This window comes from Porifericola rhodea (assembly GCF_030506305.1).
Lineage (GTDB): Bacteria > Bacteroidota > Bacteroidia > Cytophagales > Cyclobacteriaceae > Catalinimonas > Catalinimonas rhodea.
Map to the genome: position 1 here is coordinate 2,057,980 of NZ_CP119421.1, position 20,347 is coordinate 2,078,326.

10 protein-coding genes are annotated in these 20,347 nt (G+C 42.8%); 8 read left to right on the plus strand and 2 right to left on the minus strand.

Going from position 1 to position 20,347, the window contains the following annotated elements; all coding sequences use genetic code 11:
* Positions 1-341 precede the first annotated feature (341 nt).
* The 8 genes from PZB74_RS08465 to PZB74_RS08500 all read left to right on the plus strand — a co-directional run bounded on the left by PZB74_RS08465 (position 342) and on the right by PZB74_RS08500 (position 17,695).
* Positions 342-3,587, plus strand: a complete 3,246-nt coding sequence (locus tag PZB74_RS08465; protein WP_367281472.1) for a SusC/RagA family TonB-linked outer membrane protein — start codon at positions 342-344, stop codon at positions 3,585-3,587.
* Between the two features lie 25 nt (positions 3,588-3,612).
* Positions 3,613-5,382, plus strand: a complete 1,770-nt coding sequence (locus PZB74_RS08470) for a RagB/SusD family nutrient uptake outer membrane protein (RefSeq protein ID WP_302242116.1) — start codon at positions 3,613-3,615, stop codon at positions 5,380-5,382.
* A 247-nt stretch (positions 5,383-5,629) separates the two neighbouring features.
* Positions 5,630-9,235, plus strand: coding sequence for a VCBS repeat-containing protein (locus PZB74_RS08475; RefSeq protein ID WP_302242117.1), 3,606 nt, complete (start codon positions 5,630-5,632; stop codon positions 9,233-9,235).
* Positions 9,236-9,277: 42 nt separating this feature from the next.
* Entirely contained in the window at positions 9,278-10,867 is a 1,590-nt protein-coding gene (locus tag PZB74_RS08480; protein ID WP_302242119.1) for an FG-GAP repeat domain-containing protein, read from the plus strand.
* Positions 10,868-10,985: 118 nt separating this feature from the next.
* Entirely contained in the window at positions 10,986-12,143 is a 1,158-nt protein-coding gene (locus tag PZB74_RS08485; RefSeq protein WP_302242120.1) for an acyltransferase family protein, read from the plus strand.
* A 4-nt stretch (positions 12,144-12,147) separates the two neighbouring features.
* Positions 12,148-13,296: an amidohydrolase family protein gene (locus PZB74_RS08490; RefSeq protein WP_302242121.1), complete on the plus strand. Its 1,149-nt coding sequence runs from the start codon at positions 12,148-12,150 to the stop codon at positions 13,294-13,296.
* A gap of 115 nt (positions 13,297-13,411) precedes the next feature.
* Entirely contained in the window at positions 13,412-15,823 is a 2,412-nt protein-coding gene (locus PZB74_RS08495) for a TonB-dependent receptor (protein WP_302242123.1), read from the plus strand.
* Between the two features lie 126 nt (positions 15,824-15,949).
* Complete coding sequence (locus PZB74_RS08500; RefSeq protein WP_302242124.1) at positions 15,950-17,695, plus strand: PQQ-dependent sugar dehydrogenase; 1,746 nt, start codon at positions 15,950-15,952, stop codon at positions 17,693-17,695.
* Here PZB74_RS08500 and PZB74_RS08505 read toward each other — a convergent pair.
* Positions 17,692-19,038 carry an FAD-dependent oxidoreductase gene (locus PZB74_RS08505; RefSeq protein ID WP_302242126.1) on the minus strand — a complete coding sequence of 449 codons (1,347 nt, stop codon included), beginning with the start codon at positions 19,036-19,038 and terminating at the stop codon, positions 17,692-17,694. The two genes, PZB74_RS08500 and PZB74_RS08505, sit on opposite strands and share 4 nt — an antisense overlap.
* Positions 19,031-20,305, minus strand: a complete 1,275-nt coding sequence (gene kynU / locus PZB74_RS08510) for a kynureninase (protein ID WP_302242127.1) — start codon at positions 20,303-20,305, stop codon at positions 19,031-19,033. The genes PZB74_RS08505 and kynU overlap by 8 nt, the downstream gene beginning before the upstream one ends.
* Between the last annotated feature and the right edge of the window lie 42 nt (positions 20,306-20,347).

A 20,347-nucleotide genomic window follows, 5' to 3' on the forward strand; every position in this document is an offset into this window, starting at 1 on the left:
GGGCTGCTTTTTTTATGTAATAAATGCAGAACTAAAGAAGTATTAACAATTCATCATAGAAGTTGAAATGCTGAATGATTAATAAATTTTTTAAAATAGGGTTGATTTTATTGTCATAATACGATTCTTTCAGTAATATTAACGTTAGCGTGAAAACTGTCTAATGAGAAGGCTGAAAAGGATGATTGTCTTTCTTGCAAGGAAAAGGTCAAAACGTTAAGTTTTTTAAATAAAAATTAACCTTTTACTCTTCTTCAAAAGCAAAAAATGACAAGATTCTTAAAAGTCGTCAAAAGTAGGTAGTACTGAATTTCACTATTAATCAACATAATAAAACAACTATGATGAGAATTTCTACAGGATGTAGGCTATTACTGAGCCTATTCCTGAGTGTAGCGGTAAGTACATTGCTCTATGCTCAAGAAAAAACAGTAACAGGTACAGTCACCGACCTTGAAACGGGTGAAGCCCTCCCTGGAGTTAACATTTTGGTTAAAGGTACTACCCAGGGTACAGTAACTGACATAGAAGGAAGCTACCGTATCTCTGTCCCTAGTGATGCTACAACACTAGTGTTTTCTTCTATCGGTTACTCTACAGAGGAAGTAGCTATTAATAACCAAAACACGATTGATCTGGCTTTAGCTGCCGATGTGCAAGCACTGAGCGAAATTGTGGTAACTGGTTACTCTACTGAAGAAAGAAAAGATGTAACTGGTGCAGTTAGTACAGTAGAAGCTGAACAACTACAGGCTGTACCCTCAGGTAACGTAGAGCAGCAGTTGCAAGGTCGTGTTTCTGGTGTAACGGTAATCACTAACGGCCAGCCCGGTACTACCAGTATTGTCCGTGTTCGTGGTTTTGGCTCTTTTGGTGGTAATGACCCACTCTACATTGTGGATGGAGTTCCGGTAGAGTCTACTAACTTTTTGCAGCCAGACGATATTGAAACTACCACCGTACTAAAAGATGCGGCGGCAGCTTCTATCTATGGAGCCAGAGCAGCCAATGGTGTAATTGTTTACACCACTAAAAAAGGGAAAAAAGGAAGTGGCCTTAAAGTTAGCTATGATGGCGTAACTGGTGTTACCATGCCTAACAATGGACAGGAGAAGCTTTCCCCTCAGGAAGAAGCTGACTGGACATGGCAGGCATTTCGTAATACTGCTTGGCAGCTGGGCGAAGATCCGGTGTTTGACCACCCTCAGTTCGGTACAGGCCCCAACCCCATTTTACCAGACTATATTAACGTAGGTGGAACGCCCGGCGTAATAGGAAGTGTAGACCTGGAAGCAGAAAGAGCAAATTACAATATAGACCCTGCAGCAGGATCAATTTATCAGGTAGTGAGAGCTAATAAAGAAGGAACAGATTGGTATGACGCCATTACCAGACCCGCTATGCTTAACCGGCATAACCTTAGCTTTGCTGGAGGAACAGAGAGAAGTGCCTTCTATGTGAGTTTAGGCTTTCAGGATCAGGAAGGTATATTGCTTAATCAGCGTTTGAAAAGATATACATTTCGTGTAAACTCAGAGCATAACCTTACTGATAGAATCCGAATAGGAGAAAATATCCAGATGACTTACTACTCTGTCCTGGGACTGACTGGTGGCGGTGGAGGTCGTGGTGCTGCAGGTTCTGAAAACGATATTAACCTGGCTTACCGTATGCCGGCGATCATTCCTATCTATGATGAGTACGGTGGATATGCGGGTACAGCGGCAACCGGATTTAACAACCCCAGAAACCCGGTAGCAAACAGAGATCGTCTTGCAGATAACGAAGGCTACAATATTTTAGGCTTTGGCAACATTTATGGAGAGGTAGATATTATTGATGATCTGACCTTCCGCTCCAGCATAGGTGGGGGGTACAATAACTACTACTTTAACTCATATGGGCCGCCACAGTACGAAAACTCAGAGAACAACTCTACATTCAACTATAATGAGAGTGCTGGCTCATTCTTAAACTGGACGTTTACCAACACTTTGCGGTATAGCAAAGAGTTCAACCGTCATTCACTAAACTTTTTAGTAGGTGCAGAAGCAATAGACGTAGGTTCTGGAAGAAACATTAGTGGTAGTGGTCAAAACCCTTCATTCTCTGATCCTAACTATATTACGCTTACCAATACCAGTAACAGAATTGTTAATAGTAACTATGTTAGAGGGGTAAGGTTCTTCTCATACTTTGGTAGTGCTAAATACATTTATGATGATAAATACATCATTAATGGTGTAATCAGAAGAGATGGTTCTTCTCGCTTTGGTACCGAGAACCGTTTTGGTATTTTCCCCGCCTTCTCTGCGGCATGGAGAATCAGTGAAGAAAACTTTATGATGGGCGTGTCTTTTATAGACGATTTGAAAATCCGTGGTGGATATGGCGAAATGGGTAACTCAAACAATGTAGACCCATACAACCAATACAGCCTCTTTGCCGCTAATCTGGCCAGATCTTTTTATGATATTGGCGGTACTAACGGAAACGTAACAGAAGGTTTCTTCAGAAGTAGAGTAGGTAACCCGAATGCCAAATGGGAAACAGCAGTTACTTCAAACATTGGTTTTGATGGTTCATTCTTTGGTGGTGCTCTGGATTTAGTAGTGGACTTCTGGAGAAAAGATACTGAAGGTCTGCTTTATAACCTTCCTCTTCCTGACGTAACTGGACCTCAGGCCTCTTCTCCAGCAGTGAATATCGCTGATATGAGAAACGAAGGTATAGACATTCAGGTAATTACCAGATCGGAGCTGGCAACAGACCTGAATCTGGAACTAACAGCTACTGCTTCATTCCTTAAGAATGAAATTGTAAGCATTGCTCCTGGAGTTCCCTTCTTTGAAGGTGGAGGCACAAGATTTGGAAACGTAGTACGTAACCAGCCCGGCCGCCCTATGTCATCGTTCTTTGGGTATAAAGTGGTAGGGCTTTACCAGGATCAGGCAGAAGTTGATAACTCTCCTGAGCAATTAGGTAAAGGCGTAGGCCGCTTTAGATATGCGGACCTTAACAATGATGGAGAAATAACTCCAGATGACAGAACTTACTTGGGCGATCCTGTGCCTGACTTTAACGGTGGTCTAAACATAAAGCTTAACTACCGTAACTGGGAGCTGGAAACATTCCTACAGGTACAAGCTGGCTTTGAAAACTATCACTTTGCCAAGTGGTTCACTGACTTTTACCCTTCATTTACCGGAGCGGCTAAAGGTACTAACGTTAAGGATTCATTTGTACCTGAGGAACTTGGTGGTAATGGTGGAAACACTGTGCCTATCTACGAAAACGTATCTAACTTCAGTACTAATACACAGTCAAATTCTTACTATGTGGAAGATGGTAGCTATGCCAGATTAACCAACCTGCAGATAGGTTATAACTTCCCTGATACTATGCTGGAGCCAGTGGGTATAGAAAGACTAAGAGTATATCTACAGGCTACAAACCTCTTTACGATCACTAACTACTCTGGACTTGATCCAGGTGTGGGAGGACAAGCAGATACCAACTTTGGTATTGATATAGGTAACCCTCCTGTTACGCGTGGTTTCAACGTGGGTGTAAATCTAGGTTTTTAATAAACAGCCTTAAATAGAATCTAACATGAAAAATATATTTAGAAAGAAGATTACCTACCTTACTATCTGCGGGGTGTTATTTACGGCCGGAGCATGTAATGAGGATAAATTTTTGGACGTGCCCGTAACCGGGCAGGTTTCGGAGTCTCAGTTACTTACTGAAGATGGACTCAATGGCTTATTAATTAGCGTATATGCTGCACTAAATGGAGATACTAACTTAGGCTGGTTTAGTGGGCAAGCTAACTGGCTGTGGGGAAGTATACGTGGAGGAGATGCTAACAAAGGATCGGATGCGGGTGACTTCAATACAATTACACCATATGCTCGGTTTGAGCAAACCCCAACTGACCCCTTAGCTCCTAACAAGTGGAGAGGAAGTTACGAGGGAATTTCTCGTGCTAACATCTTCTTAAAAAACCTGGCACTATCTGAAGACCTGTCAGACGAACAAAAGACAGCGCTGGAGGCTGAAGGTAGATTTTTAAGAGGACTCTACTATTTTGAGCTACGTAGAACGTTCCTCAATGTACCGTGGATTGATGAAACCATGACTGATGCCGAGGCTGCTTTAGTCACTAATACTGCTGAAATATGGCCTAATATTGAAAGTGAGTTTCAGTTTGCTATGGATAACCTACCAGAAACACAAGACGAGGTAGGGAGAGTGAACAAATGGGCAGCGGCAGCTTTTTTAGCCAGAACTTATATGTATCAGGATAAATTTAGTGAGGCTAAGACGCTGTACGATAATATTATTGCAAACGGACAAACCTCAAATGGTTTAAAATATGGTTTGGTAGAAAATTTTGAAGATGTCTTCAAAGGACCAAATGAGAACCATCAGGAAAGTGTTTTCGCTTTTCAGGCAGCAGCCAATACCGGAGATATTAACAATACCAACCATGAGATAGCAATGAACTATCCATACAACACTGGGCCTTCTGGTCCAGGTGAGTGCTGTGGTTTCTTTCAACCCAGCTTTGAGTTGGTCAATTCATACCGTACCAATAGCGCTGGACTCCCTCTGCTTGATGGATCTTACAACAGTGCGGCCAATGCAGTAAAGGATGACTATGGTCTGCTTTCTTCTCAGCCCTTTACTCCGGACCAGGGGCCGCTAGATCCTCGCCTGGATCACAGCATAGGAAGACGTGACATCATGTTTTTAGATTGGCAAAAGCACCCTGGTGACGCCTGGATTCGCGATCAGAGTTTTGCCGGGCCTTATACGCAAAAGAAATACTCTTACTATCAGGCCGATAAAGGTACCTATCAGGATGGAAGCTCATGGACTCCCGGCTACCACTCTATCAACTTTATGATTATGCGCTATGCAGATGTATTGCTGATGGCCGCCGAAGCTGAGATAGAAGTAGGAAGCCTGGAAAAAGCCAGAGAATATGTAAATATGGTAAGAGAGAGAGCAGGTAATAGTGTAGTTTTAGATCCTGATACAGAAGCACCAGCAGCTAACTACGTCATTGGTACTTACGATAGCCCATGGGCAAGTAAAGAAGAGGCAAGAAGAGCTGTTCGCTTTGAAAGAAAGCTGGAGCTCTCTCTTGAAGGACAAAGGTTCTACGATTTGGTACGTTGGGGAATAGCTGACTCTGTAGTAAACGCTTATCTGGACTACGAGGGCGGCAGGCTACAGACTAACCTGGGTGGTGCTACATTTACGGCTAACCAGGATGAGTACCTCCCTATTCCACAGTCTCAGATAGATCTACAGCAAGCAGAAGGCTCAGATGGGTCTAGCAGCGTACTGGTACAAAACCCTGGATACAATTAATTAAATTAAGGTTTAAGATACATAAATAAGTCAGGGCGGTTGTCCTGACTTATTTTTTATCAAGGCATGTAGCGCGCCTACTAGTTCTGTTTAGAGTAATTTGCATATACACATTTTGTTACTTCTGCTACTCATGTATATTTGTTACGAAGCAGAAGGGGCACTGGCCCCATGATGTCAGGCATTATAAATCGTCCACACGCCTGACCATTATCAGAATTCAGCTCAAAAACATTTCCTGATCCCCATGAAAATATTGACAAAACTATTGTACATAGCGCTTTGTACATCAATACTTTCTGCCTGTCAGAATAAAGAAGATACCCTGTTTCAATTATTATCTCCAGAAGAGTCTAATGTCCACTTCTCTAATAGAATTACAGAGAATGATACGCTTAATGTATTAACCGAAGAATATATTTACAATGGCGGCGGTGTAGGTATTGGAGACTTTAACAATGATGGTCTACAGGATATCTTCTTTTCTGGCAATATGGTTAATAATGCCCTTTACCTAAACCAGGGTAACCTGCAATTTAAAGACATAAGTGCACAGGCAGGTATTTTAGGTGAGCAGCGCTGGTGCTCTGGTGTAGCCGTAGTAGATATTAATTCAGATGGCTGGTTAGATGTGTATGTGTCGGCTACCCTGATTGAAGATAGCCTCTATAAAAAGAATCTACTGTATGTTAACCAGGGTGTTGGAGAAAACAATGTACCCAGTTTTATAGAGTCGGCAGAGACTTATGGTATAGCCGATACCGGCAACACTACTCAGGCTGCCTTTTTTGACTATGACCTGGATGGCGATTTGGACTTATACCTGCTTACCAATGTATTGGATAATCGCCTGCCCAGTAGTTATAGAACAAAAGTAACTGATGGTTCAGCAGTAAACAATGACCGCCTGTATCGGAATGAAGGTACAGGAGCTCACGGCCACCCGATCTTCAAAAATGTTAGTAAAGAAGCAGGCATCTTAGTAGAAGGCTTTGGCCTGGGAATTACAGTATCAGATATTAACCTGGATGGCTGGCCGGATATTTACATTACCAACGATTATTTAAGTAATGATTTACTCTATATCAACAATCAGGATGGCACATTTACCAATAAAGTAGCAGATTACCTCCGGCACCAGAGCTATTCTGCTATGGGTAACGATGTGGTGGATTTTAACAATGATGGCCTTGTGGATATTGTCGCACTGGATATGCTGCCGGAAACCAACGAGCGTAAAAAGCAGATGGCGGGCCCTAATAATTACACAACTTATATTAACAATGAGCGCTTTAACTTTCAGCATCAGTATGTGCGTAATACTATGCAGCTCAATAATGGCTTCATCAAAAACAGCGAGGGAAAATCTCACCCGGTATTTAGTGAAATTGGGCTGATGGCAGGAGTTTACCAAACTGACTGGAGTTGGACACCACTGGTAGCAGATTTTGATAATGATGGCTATAAAGATATGATCGTAACCAATGGTTTCCCTAAAGATGTGACCGATCGTGACTTTGCCAGCTACCGTAGCGGGCCTGCTGGTGCTGTAGCAGGCAACATGTACATGCACAATCTTATTCCGGTAGTTAAAATTTCTAACTACGCCTACAAAAATAATGGTGCGCAGCCTGACAGGGCGCTCACCTTCACCGATGTTACACGCCAATGGGGCTTAGACTTACCCTCTTTCTCTAATGGGGCGGCATATGCGGATTTAGATAATGATGGCGACCTTGATTTTGTTGTAAATAACATCAACGACAGTGCTTTTGTGTATCGTAATACGCTACACAACACAGAAGGTCAGGCCCCAAATTCTTTTTTAAGAGTAAAACTACAGGGCGCTACTAAAAATCCACTGGCTATCGGCACTAAAGTAGCCATTCACTATGGCGAAGGCGAAACTCAATATTTTGAAAACTCTCTTTACCGTGGCTATCTATCCAGTATGGAAGCTATAGCTCATTTTGGTCTGGGAGGACAAACAAAGATAGACTCTCTGCAAATCTACTGGCCTGATGGTAAGTATCAACTTTTAGAGAATGTAGAAGCCAACCAGGAGATAAAAGTGAAATACAGCGATGCTGGCGAACCCTCTGCCCCAGAAATTAATCGCGAGCTGCAATTTAAAACAAGCGAAACTACCTTCAGAAAAGCAAACGCCATCTATAACATTAATCTTAAACATCAGGAAGAGGACAGAATAGACTTCAACCTGCAAAGAACTCTTCCTCACAAATACACACAGCTGGGGCCGGGTATAGCAGTCGCTGATATTAACAACGATGGTCTTGATGATTTTTATGTAGGAGGCTCTGCTTCACAGACCAGTCATCTGTATATCCAAAGTTCAAAGGGAACTTTCGGGCAGGCAGTAAATATCAAAGAAGGGGATATGGTAGAAGAAGATATGGGCGCGCTCTTCTTTGATGCTGATAACGATGGCGATCAGGATCTTTATGTGGTAAGTGGCAGCTATGAGCATGTAAACAGGCTCGAAGCCTATCAGGACCGTCTGTATATTAATGATGGAAAAGGAAAGCTTACATTAAGTGCAGATGCATTACCCAAAATTGAGCTGAGCGGTTCTTGCGTTAAGGCAGCGGATTATGATCAGGATGGCGACCTGGATCTGTTGGTGGGTGGTAGAGTTGCTCCCGGTAAGTACCCCAAACCAGTTAGCAGCTACATACTCAGAAACGATGGCGGGAGTTTCACAAATGTGACAGAGGAGATTGCTCCCGGCTTGATAAATTTTGGTATGCTCAGCGATGCCCTCTGGACAGACTTTAACGGAGATGGACGAGTAGATTTACTGCTGGCAGCAGAGTGGCAGCCGCTTACCTTTCTAGCCAATACAGAGAGGGGGTTTAAAGATGTAAGTGAACAAAGCGGAATACAAAACAAAGTGGGTTGGTGGAACAGCCTTAGTGCCGGAGATTTCGACAATGATGGAGATATTGACTATCTGGCGGGTAACCTGGGCTTAAATACACCAAACACTGCCTCAGAAGAATATCCTTTCTCGGTTTATGCTAAAGATTTTGACAACAACGGAGGCTACGACGCAGTGCTCGTAAAGTACATCCAAAATAAAGAGGGAGAATTGCATCCCTATCCTGTACATAGTCGCGATGATATGATCTCGCAAATGGTTAGCATTAAAAGAGACTTTCCACTCTACGAAAAATATGGTAAAGCTACGATTGATAGCATCTTCACAGAAGAGCAGCTTCAGGATGCTGTAATTTACCATGCTACACATATGGAAAGTAGCTATCTGGAGAATTTAGGTGAGGGTAAATTTAAGTTAAAGGCCTTACCTATGCAGGCGCAGATTGCTCCTATATTTGGTATGCTGAGCTATGATGTAGATGCGGATGGCAAGCTGGATGTATTGGCAGTAGGCAATAACTATAGCAATGATGTGTCTACCGGCAGATACGATGCCCTCACCGGATTGTATTTGAAGGGAGATGGCAAAGGCAATTTTAAAGTAATCTCTTCTGCGAGTAGCGGTTGGTATGTGCCCAACGATGCTAAAGCTCTGGCATGTTTAAGGGGAAAAAACGGAGAGAGTATTTTTCTGGCTACTCAAAATCAGGATAGCTTAATAGTAATGACACCAAAGCAAAAGGAGGAGGGACCGATAATAGCGCTTGAGTCTCTGGATGCCTGGGCAGTAGCAGAAATGGCAGACGGAAGCCAGTACAAGATGGAATTTTACTACGGAGCTACCTATTTATCGCAGTCTAGCAGAAAAATTAAACTGCACCCTCAACTTAAAGCAATTACGATCTACAATTTTCAGGGAGAAAGCAGAGAAGTTAATCTAAACTCTGAAAGCTAGCATCTATCAAGAAAGCAAATGTTGAGTAGCAGTTAAGAGCTTATGTTAATAATTAACCATATTAAAAAGTATCAGATTGCTTATGCACTGGTACTTTTTCTTTTTACCTCAGCTTGCGAAAGGGGCATAGATACCGTGAGTATTCACTATAAGCAGAGAAAGCCCTACTACCCTCCCAAAGATAGTATCTGGTCACTAAGTGGTGAGCAGTTGGCTCATATCTATTGTCAGCAGTGTCATCAGTTTCCGGAACCTGAACTTTTAGCGGCTGAGCAGTGGCAACACAGCGTACTTACTCATATGGGCTACCGTTTGGGAATATGGGAAGTACGAGGCGAACCTGTACGAGGATTAGATATGATGGAGCAATATCTGGTCAATCAGGCAGAAATTTATCCTGAAGAGCCACTTATTAGCAAAGATGCCTGGGAGAAGATTCAGCGTTATTATCTGCAAAATGCGTCTCCTGATAGTAGCAGGCATACTTTTCCTAACAGCCAAACGGCCCAGTTTAATGCACAAAAAGTTCGTTTAGGTGAGGAAACGCCCCTACTTACCATGCTAAATTATGATGAACAAAATGGAGCGCTGCACATCGGCCTGAGGAATAATCAATGGTTAGTAAGGCAGAGTGATGGTAAAACTAAACGGTGGCAAACGCAAGGGGCTCCGGTAGTCAGGCTAAAAGATAGAAAGGACAATAATTCGCTCATGCTAAGTATGGGTATTATGGATCCTTCTAATCAGACAAAAGGAAAAATTTATAAGCAGTACCCAGATAGCTCAAGCACGATTGTAGACCAGCTGAGGCGGCCAGTACACATGCTATGGCACGACCTAAACGAAGATGGAGAAGAAGATTTGCTCATCTGTGAGTTCGGGCATAATCTGGGTCAGTTTAGTGTAGTATACTTTCAGAAAGGGAAAGCCTGGCGTAAACAATCTCTGCTACAAGAGGCTGGAATACGCAAGAGTGCCATCTATGACTGGAATCAGGATGGTAAAAAAGATATTTTGCTTCTGCTAAGCCAGGGAGACGAAAAAATAGTAGTGCTAAAAAATAAGGGGCAGGGAAAATACGAGGAAGAAGTGCTATTACGCTTTCCTCCGGTATATGGGTCTAGTTACTTTGAGCTGGCCGACTTTAACAAAGACGGACGGAAAGACATACTCTACGTTAATGGAGATAATGCTGACTACTCTTATGCGCTAAAGTCTTATCATGGAATTCGGATCTACCTAAACAGCAAGGAAGAAGGTATAAAAGAAACTTATTTTTTTCCTTTATACGGTGCTACCGAAGCTCGTGCCTATGACTTTGATGAGGATGGTGATCTGGATATTTTCGGCATTGCCTATTTTGCTGATTTTGAGTCTACACCTGCTTCCTCAGCTGTTTACCTGGAAAACACAAGCACTCCTGAAGCTCTTACTTTTAAGCCTCAGGCTATTGCTGAAGCAGAGAGCGGACGATGGCTTACAATGGAAATAGCTGATACTGACCAGGATGGTGATAAAGATATTATATTAGGTTCTTGCGTACTCGTTAACACTCCTCTACCTGATAACTTAAAGAAGTATTGGGCCGAAGAAGGAAGCAGCCTGCTGTATTTAAAAAATCAGATCAAATAGAAGGTGGCTTTAAGAATATTAGGCATTTTAAAATTTGATAGACTATTTATTTTGAATTAAATAAGTGATCCCATTAAATTAATAGCTTATTTAAACTAGCCATAACCTCACTTTACGAATGCCTGAAATTATAGCCCCCTCTACTCAGCCTGCGAATGGCTTGCTGAAAGATGCTGCGCCTTCCTCAAAAAGACTTTTGTCTCTGGATGTAATGCGTGGTATTACCATTATCGGAATGATCATCGTAAATACGCCAGGTTCATGGGCCCATGTTTACCCTCCATTGCTACATGCAGACTGGCATGGCCTCACGCCTACCGACCTTGTATTTCCATTCTTTCTCTTTATGGTAGGAGTCTCTATTACATTGGCTTTTAACAAGAGGTTGCAGAAAGGAGGTAATCGCTCTGTACTCGTTAGCAAAACTGTAAAACGCGCACTCATTATCTTTGCTTTGGGTATGTTCCTGGCTCTTTTTCCAAAGTTTGACTTTGCTAATTTGAGAGTTGCCGGTGTATTGCCACGTATAGCAATCGTATACCTTTTATGCAGCCTGCTTTTTTTACAGTTTAAAAACTGGAAACCTTTAGCAATACTTAGCGCCCTGCTTTTACTGGCATATTGGTTAATGATGACTCTCGTTCCTGTACCAGGGGTAGGAGCCCCGAATCTGGAACCAGGTACTAACCTGGCTGCCTGGCTGGACAGTGTAGCAATGCCGGGAAGGCTCTATCGGGAAACCTGGGACCCCGAAGGAATATTGAGTACACTGCCAGCAGTGGTTACAGGCCTCAGTGGCATATTGGTGGGCTTCTTGCTTCAGAGTAAAAAAACAGCAGAGCACAAAATTATCTGGCTGATGGTAGGAGGTACGGCATTATGCATAACTGCCTATCTTTGGCATCAGGTGTTTCCTGTAAACAAAAATTTGTGGAGTAGCTCCTATGTTCTGGCTTCTTCAGGTATGGCCTCTCTCCTATTGGGCAGCCTGTACTGGCTTGTTGATGTACAAAAGTATGAAAGTTGGACGCCCTTTTTCGTAGCATTTGGTATAAATGCCATTACTGCCTATGTGTTACACGGTGTGCTCATTGATGCTTTTGTAATAGATTACGATGGTAATGGTACAGCATTTAAGACAGAGAGCTTTCAGGCATTAGTAAGCCTGGGCTTAAGTATGAAGCTTGCCTCATTTATATGGGCATTGCTCTATATGTTACTTTGCTTTCTGCCTATCTGGTGGATGTATAAAAAGAAGATTATCGTAAAAATTTAGCCAAATGCTAATTCGTATTTTTAAGCTGTTCGCTTTTTGTGTACTCATAATCACCTGCCCGCTAAAAGCACAGGAGACTGAGCAAGATAGCTTATCTCTCAGTTTTGAAGAGTACGACCCTCCTTCTACGCTCGTAGTGCCAGAGCATATCGTCAAGCGAGCTAAGTTTCCTTTTATTGATATTCATAGCCATCAGTATAATATGCCAGAGCAGGACCTGTCTCAAACTGTAGCCTCTATGGATACGCTAAATATGGGAGTTATGGTAAACCTGAGTGGAAGAGGTTTCCAGAGAAGTCCCGCGGGCTTTGATATTAAAGGAACAGAACATCTGGCAAAATCTATGGAGAAAATTCAGAGCGAATACCCAAAACGCTTTGTGCTTTTTACTAACATCTCTTTTAAAAATATAGGTAAGCCCGGCTGGACAGAAAAAGCGGTTATTGAACTGGAAGAGGATGTAAAAAATGGGGCTAAAGGTCTTAAAATTTACAAAAGTTTAGGGCTAAGCATAAAAGATACAAATGGCAAAAGAGTAGCGGTAGATGACCCTTGCCTGGATCCTATCTGGGCTAAGTGTGGAGAGCTTGGTATTCCCGTACTCATTCACTCCGCTGACCCAAAGCCTTTTTGGGACTCAGTGGATGCCAATAATGAAAGATGGCTGGAGTTAAAAACCCGGCCGGGCAGAAGAAGGGGTGCAAATAATCCTGCTCCCTGGGAGCAAATTATTAAGGAGCAACATCATGTATTTGCTAAGCACCCAAAAACTAAATTTATCAATGCCCATATGGGTTGGTATGCGAACAATCTGGACAAGCTCGCCCAGTTAATGGAGCAGTACCCCAATATGTATGTAGGCATAGGAGCAATTATCGCCGAGCTTGGACGGCAGCCGCGCCGCGCCAGAGCCTTTTTTGTAGAATATCAGGACAGAATAATTTTTGGTAAAGACAGTTGGAAGCCGGAAGAGTTTCCTACTTATTTTAGGGTGTTAGAAACAGCCGACGAGTATTTTCCTTACCATAAAAGGTACCATGCCTTCTGGAGAATGTACGGCTTGGATCTGCCAGACGAAGTTCTCAAAAAGGTGTATTACAAAAACGCGATGACACTTATCCCAGGTATAGACAGCTCTCTTTTTCCTGATTGAGATAATCAATGACTGTAGAGATAGAGTTTATTTTTATCCAATACTTTTCTTCCGGCTAGCCAATGACAGCTCACATAGCTAAATTCACAGCTTTGTGAGCATTTTTTATTTAACTATGAGAAGATACAATACCCTAATAAAAAGCAGCAGTAAAAGTGTGTCCTTACAGCTACTTGCCTCTATGTTTGTTAGCCTTATGTTTTTCACAGCCACCGTGTATGCACAGGAATTGAAGCAGACCATTAGAGGAAAAGTGGTAGACAGTGAGTCGCGGCAGCCCCTGGAGGGAGTATCTGTTTATATTTTAGATACTAACCCACTTAAAGGAGCTACTACCAATGAAGAAGGGAAATTCGTAATTCAGGAGGTTCCCATTGGCCGACACATATTGCAGACGAGTCTGGTAGGGTATCAAGCATTTGTACAAGCTGATCTGCTACTAGGTACGGGCAAAGAAGTTGTATTAGAAATAGCCTTACAGGAATCAGCACAGGAACTTGACGAAATAATAGTATCGGATAATTCTGTACCTCGGCTTGTCAATATAGACCCAGTGAGCACCAGAGAGTTTACAGTAGATGAAACGCGCCGATATGCGGCTACTTTTTTTGATCCGGCTCGTTTGGCTACTTCATTTCCGGGGGTAGTGGGTACTAACGATCAGGCCAACCACATATCTGTCAGAGGAAACTCTCCAAATAGCATACTCTGGAGGCTGGAAGATGTAGATATTGTAAACCCTAATCATTTATCAAACGCAGGTACTTTTAATGATAGACGCGTGCAGGGTGGAGGTAGTCAGTCGGTGCTGAGTGCACAGATGCTGGGCAATTCTTCGCTGCTAAGTGGTGCCTTCCCTGCCTCCTTTGGTAATAGTATAGGTGGTGTATTTGATATGCACTTGCGCAAAGGAAATAATCAGCAGAATGAATATACGGTACAGGCCGGACTAATCGGTTTGGAGTTTGCCGCGGAGGGCCCCCTTAAAAAAGGGAGTGAGGCTGCTTACCTGGCCAACTACCGCTATTCTACTGTAGGGTTGCTTACCAATGTGATAGGCCTTGATTTTGGTGGAGAAGCTATTACCTTTCAGGATTTGGCATTCCACCTTTCGTTACCCGGAAAAAACAAAGGTGAGCTCAGTGTTTTTGGTATGGGAGGCCTGGGTAAGAATGTGTTTGAAGCAGAGCGCGACTCCTCTATCTGGGAAAGTCAGAGAGATCGTTATGATGTCACCTTTACAAATGATATGGGCGTACTAGGGGCTTCTTATGCGTTGCCAATAAGTGAGCAAACTTTTTGGAAAAGTACGCTGGCAGTGTCTGCACTGAGCAGCAATCGCTTAAGCAATCGTATTGGCGAAAACTATAGTATGCAGAGGATAGCTGAAGATGAATATCAGGAAAGCCGAATCTCTTTCCACACATTTCTAAACCGGAAGTTCAATCATCAACAAAGCTTAAAAGCAGGCTTAAACTTTAATCATTTAAACTATAAGCTACAAAGCCGGGAGGCTGGCATTGGTAAATCTTTACAAACCTTAAATTCTGGAGAGGGGGGCGGACAACTCTATCAACCCTACCTACAATGGGCCAAAGATTTTCAGGTACCTCTGAGCCTTAACTTGGGGGTGCATGCTACGTATTTTAGCTTGAATGACGACTTTTCTATAGAGCCCCGAGCCTCATTACAATACGAACTAACTAATAGGCAAGCCTTAAGCTTTTCTTATGGACTGCATAGCCAATTGCAACTTCCGGGCGTATATTTCTCTACTCCGCAGAGTACAAGTAATCATCCAAACAAAGAGCTAGGTTTTACTAGATCTCATCACTATGTGCTGAGTCATCATTTGCAATGGAGCAATACCCTAAGTTTACGAACAGAAGCTTACTACCAGGATTTATTTGATGTGCCTATTTCTCAGAACGAAGCAAGTAGCTTCTCAACGCTCAATCTTTTTGATGGCTTTGTAGATGAAGTGCTGGTTAATGAGGGTAGTGGTAAAAATTATGGCCTTGAGCTCGCCTTAGAAAAAAAGCTGACAGATGATTATTATGCCCTACTCAGCTCTAGCTTGTACGAAGCTAAATACACCGGGGCAGATGGTATAGAAAGAAATACACGATTTAATGGTAATTATGCCTTTAGCTTTACGGGTGGCAAAGAGTTTAGCTGGTCTCAAGACAGCAAGCAAAGGGTACTGGGAATAAACCTGCGCTCGGTATATCTGGGAGGTCTTCGGGTTACCCCTATTAATGAGGAGGCTTCTCGCGAACAGCAAACTACCATTTTTATAGAGAGTGAGGCCTTCAGTAAGCAGCTGAGTGCATACTTTAAAGTAGATTTTCGCCTGAGCCTAACTACCAATAAGGCTGCTTATACTTCGGTATGGTCGCTGGATTTGCAGAATGCTCTGAACAGCCAGAATGTAGCTTTTCAGTACTATGACAATCTGGAAGGTAAAGTAGTAACAAAATACCAGTTAGGCTTAATTCCAATACTTACTTATAGAGTAGAGTTTTAAATATAGTAAATTGACTTATTAAAAACCCTTTCTTCATTAGCTTGGAATGCAACCGTTTGCATAAAAGCTGAAATAAACGTATAATCAATGCTCAATTTGTTCTTAGTCTTCAAAAATATAAAGTGAATGGTACGGCAGTTTGCAAACTTGTGTGTCTTTAGTATTCTGATCAGCCTCTTTTCCTGTTCGGGAAATTCAACAGAAGAAAGCTCATATCTCCAGACAGAAGCCGCAATAGAGGAAGGAGAACAGTTATTTTCGCAGCATTGTGCCTCTTGTCATAACTTTAATCAGGCACTGATAGGCCCCAATCTTAGTGGAGTTACTCAGGAAGTTTCTCACGATTGGTTGAGTAAGTTTATTGTAAATGCGCCTGAGGTTATTCAAAGTGGAGATGAAAGAGCTACCAAACTGTACGAACAATACAAACAATACATGCCTCCTTTTAGCATGCTCAAAGCAGAGGAGGTAGAAGCTATTTTAGCCTACATCAATACCTACCAGGAGATACCCGAACAAAGCGTTACTGAGTTTAACGAGGAGGACGCACTGGAAGATCCAATCCCTCAAAAAATTGAAGATTCTGGGCTTACGTTAATAATAGAAAAAATATTGCAGGCTCCACATAGTGCGGATGAAGGTATTCGGGCTCGTATTAATAGAATGGTAGAAATTCAGCAAAATGGAAAAAAGCGAACTTTTATCAACGACTTGCGGGCTAAACTGTATGAGGTAAGAGATGGTAAGTTTCATGTATTTATGAATATGCAGGAAATGAAACCCAATTTTATGAACCACCCTGGCTGGGGTTCTGGGTTGGCACACTTTGAGTTTCATCCTGAGTTTGAAAAAAATGGTCTTTTCTATACCAGTCATACGGAAAAGCCTGGTTCAGCACCTGCTGATTTTACCTACGATGACTCAATTAAAGTTACGGTACAGTATGTACTTACAGAGTGGAAGATGGACGATCCAGGTGCTACAAGCTTTGCCGGTAGCCAGCGCGAAATTTTCCGAGCAGATATGGTAACCCAGGTTCATGGGGTGCAGGATATTAATTTTAACCCTACAGCTCAGCCTGGCGATGATGACTATGGTTTGCTCTATATTGGCGTAGGGGATGGTGGCTCTGCTTTTGGCAGGTTTCCTTTTTTGTGTCGCGATAAAAGCAAGATTTGGGGAAGCGTACTTAGAATTGATCCGCTGGGAAATAATAGCGCAAATGGGCAATATGGCATTCCTGAAATTAATCCGTGGGTAAATGAGCCTGACGCTTTAGGCGAAGTGCTGTGCCACGGTTTCCGTAACCCTCATCATTTTATGTGGAGCCCTTCCGGAGAAACATTATATGTAACCGATATAGGGCAGCATCAGATTGAAGAAATTAATATAGTTAAGCCAGGCGGAGACTATGGCTGGCCCATACGTGAGGGTACCTTTATGATCAGTACCAGTGGCAAGGCTAATCATGTGTACCCTCTGCCTGCTAAAGATACTGAGGAGTTAATCTATCCGGTAGTTCAATACGACCATGATGAAGGAAATGCTATTATTGGTGGAATGGTGTACCAGGGAGATCAACTACCTCAACTAAAAGGAAAGCTGATCTTTGGCGATATTGTAAGTGGTAGATTATTCTATACTAATCCAGATGATTTTCAGTTGGGTCAGCAGGCCCCTGTTTATTCTCTTAATTTAAAAGTCAAGAACCAAAGCGATACTACCAGCTTTCAAACACTGGGTGCTGCGCAGCGTGTAGCCTTGCGCTTTGCTACCAGCACTGAACATGAGGTCTATCTATTTACTAAAGTGGATGGCGCTATCTATAAAGCTGTAGGTTGTGAAGAAAACAAATTGGCTAGTTCACACTAAGGTTGACGCTGCTTAAGCAAGGCAATAATACTTTCGTAGTCTTTGTTATTTAACTGTTCGGCATTCTCATACTTCTTCATCACCTCTTTCATGATGGAGTCCTGCAATATACCCTGTTGCAGGGCTTCTGAGTAAGGCCGGTGAGAGAAAGTAACCATATTGTAGAGTGGTTCCCAGTTATCTGGAAAACGACGGTACAGCTCTTTTTCTACCTTCTTTCTTTCTACAAAAGCCTTATCCGTTACCAGGTCGCGCATCTCTACAAAGTTTTGCAAAGCCAGTTCGGCTATGGCGTCTGCATCAGGCTTACGGTTTTGCTGAAACCTGTAAATGATATCAGCTATTTTCTCTTCTTGTTCTACTAGCATATCTGTTAAAATACGGCAGTCTTCAAATGCTGCGTTCATTCCTTGTCCGTAAAAGGGGACAATGGCATGGGCGGCATCTCCGAGTAGCACCTGTTTGCCATTATACGTCCACGGAAAACAGCTAACCGTTATCAGGTCAGAGGTGGGGTTGGTAAAAAACTCTTCTGCTAGCTTCGGCATTAGTGCAAGAGCATCAGGAAAATATTCCTTGAAGAAAGACTGTAGGTGTTCAGGAGTCTGTAAGTTTGCGAATGACTGAGCTCCCTCATAAGGATAAAAAAGTGTACAGGTAAAACTTTTATCCAGGTTGGGCAGAGCGATCAACATAAAACCACCTCTAGGCCATATATGCAAGGCATTGGGCTCCATAGCAAAGTCTCCGGCAGCAGTTGGAGGTATTGTTAATTCTTTATAAGCATGCTCAATATAGTACTGGCTATAGTTAAAGCGTGCCGTTCTTTGTAAGTGGGAGCGAAGTGCGGAGAAGGCACCATCTGCACCTATAAGCAAATCGGATCGTAGTGTATTGGTATCACTAGCATGTTTTACCACAAAACTATTTTCTTCCAGCTGAATTTCTTCACAACTATGCTCAAAATAAAATTTAGCCCCCTTTTTTTCGGCCTGGCTGATCAGAATATTATTGAGCGCGGAACGAGAGACGGAGTAAATGTTCTCATCTTTGATACTGTAGGGCTGAAGCAGCGTTCCCCCTTTTTCTGAGTGAATCATTCTGCCTCGCATGGGTATTGCTATCTCTTGAACTACATCCGCAATCCCTGCTTGGTTTAAGGCTGCCCAACCCCGGTGGCTGAGCGCCAGGTTAATAGACCGACCTTCTCCGACCATCTGCATGCGTGGGTCGCTTCTTTTTTCGTACACTTTTACCCGGTAGTCTTGCTGTGCTAATAATAAGCCTAATAACGAACCCGCTAGCCCTGCTCCTAAGATGTCTATATGTGTAGAATTATTCACTTGCGTATAAAGTTGAGTTTAAAATTTCGTAGAAGCGGTACACTTCACGAAAGGTGTTATAAAGGGGGGTGGGAGCTACTCTAATTACCCTGGGCTCACGCCAGTCAGTTACAATGCCAGCCTCGGTAAGCCGCTCAAAGAGCTTTTTCCCCTCATGAGGGACCGACAATGATAGTTGGCACCCTCGCTCCTCCGGGGCTGCCGGAGTGATAATGTGTACATGCTGACTTTGTGGGTCTGCTGCTTGTATACATTCTTCCAGAAAAGCTGTGAGAGAAATACTCTTTTGACGAAGGTTATGCATACCAGCCTCTGCGATCATCTCAAGTGCATAGCGTTGTACAGAGGTTGATAATATATTAACATTGCTGAGTTGCCATCCATCTACACCATACATAGGCTTAAAGCCCTTTTTCATCTGAAAGCGTTCCTCTTCCTGATGCCCCCACCAGCCGGCAAAGCGTGGCAACTCCTTTGCTGCGGCGTAACGTTCATGTACAAATGCTCCACCATTGTTACCAGGTCCGGAATTAAGGTATTTATAAGAGCACCAGACAGCAAAGTCTACGTTCCATTTGTGTAACTCAAGTGGAATATTACCTACTGTATGGGCCAGATCAAAACCGGCATATGCTCCAGCCAGATGTGCCGCTTCGGTTATTTTTTGAATATCCAGATATTGCCCGCTATAATACTGAACTCCCGGAAATAGCACTAAGGCAAGTTCATGGCTATGCTCTTGTATTTTTTGCAAAATATCGTCCAAACGAAGCGTTTCTTCCCCGGCATTAGGAGTAACTTCTATGATAGCATCTTCAGGGGTATAACCATGATAGCGTACCTGGCTCTCTACAGCATACTGATCGGAAGGGAAAGCACCTGCCTCCAACATTATTTTATACCTCTGCGGAGAAGGGCGGTAGAAAGATACCATCATCAGGTGAAGATTACTGCTAAGGTTGTTCATAGAAACTACTTCCTCAGTAAGGCTACCTGTGATGTGGGCCAGCGAAGCCTTTAACTGTTTATGATAGCTTAACCAGGGAGCCGGTTCGTTAAAGTGACCTTCTACCGCCTGAGTTTTCCATTTATGTAGTGCTTCATCCAGATATAAAGTAGCTTCTTTAGGCTGAAGGCCCAGAGAATTGCCACAGAAATATATTTTGGGGCTACCTTTTTCGTCTAGTGGGATATGAAACTGCTTACGGTAGGCTTGCAAAGGGTCGTGCTTATCTAAATAATTTGCTTTATCCAGGAGTTTAGGCATTGTTCAGGCTAGTATTGATAATATATGCTGTGAGTATAGTGG